Source organism: Streptomyces sp. SID5910 (assembly GCF_009862125.1).
Lineage (GTDB): Bacteria > Actinomycetota > Actinomycetes > Streptomycetales > Streptomycetaceae > Streptomyces.
Genome location: NZ_WWHX01000737.1, coordinates 1 through 1,034 on the forward strand (window position 1 = coordinate 1; position 1,034 = coordinate 1,034).

Consider the following 1,034-nt stretch of genomic DNA (forward strand, 5'->3'; position numbering starts at 1 on the left):
TGTCCGGCTCGGGCGCCAAGCTCACCCACATCAACTACGCGTTCGGCAACGTCACCGGCGGCAAGTGCGCCATGGGCGACGCCTACGCGGCCACCGACCGGGCGTACACCGCGGCGGAGTCCGTCGACGGCGCCGCCGACACCTGGGACCAGCCGCTGCGCGGCAACTTCAACCAGCTGCTCAAGCTCAAGAAGAAGCACCCGAACCTCAAGATCCTGTGGTCCTTCGGCGGCTGGACCTGGTCCGGCGGCTTCGCCGAGGCCGCGAAGAACCCGGCCGCGTTCGCCCAGTCCTGCTACGACCTGGTCGAGAACTCGAAGTGGGCCGGCGTCTTCGACGGCATCGACATCGACTGGGAGTACCCGAACGCCTGCGGCCTCACCTGCGACACCAGCGGGCGGGCGGCGTTCCCGGCGCTGATGGGCGCCCTGCGCGCCAAGTTCGGCTCCGGCAACCTCGTCACGGCGGCCATCACGGCCGACGCGACGTCCGGCGGCAAGATCGACGCGGCCGACTACGCGGGCGCCGCCCAGTACGTCGACTGGTACAACCCGATGACGTACGACTTCTTCGGCGCCTGGGACGCCGCCGGTCCGACGGCGCCGCACTCGCCGCTGACCTCGTACTCCGGTATTCCGAAGGCGGATTACCACACCTCCGCGACCATCGCGAAGCTCAAGGGCCTCGGGATCCCGGCCTCGAAGCTGCTGCTCGGCATCGGCTTCTACGGGCGCGGCTGGACCGGAGTCACCCAGTCGGCACCCGGCGGCACCGCGACCGGACCGGCCAAGGGGACGTACGAGAACGGGATCGAGGACTACAAGGTGCTCAGGACGGCGTGCCCGGCGACCGGCACGGTGGCCGGCACCGCGTACGCCAAGTGCGGGAGCGACTGGTGGAGTTACGACACCCCGGCGACCATCGCGACGAAGATGACGTACAAGAACCAGCAGGGTCTGGGCGGCACGTTCTTCTGGGAGCTGAGCGGGGACACCACGAACGGTGAGCTGATCAGGTCGATCGGCTGACCGGCC

General features: G+C 69.2%; 1 protein-coding gene. It reads left to right on the plus strand.

Annotation, left to right across the window (positions count from 1 at the left end; genetic code table 11):
• On the plus strand, positions 1 to 1,028 hold a 1,028-nt coding region (locus tag GTW67_RS25920), incomplete at its 5' end, for a glycoside hydrolase family 18 protein (RefSeq protein WP_161167202.1).
• Positions 1,029 to 1,034: the final 6 nt, after the last annotated feature.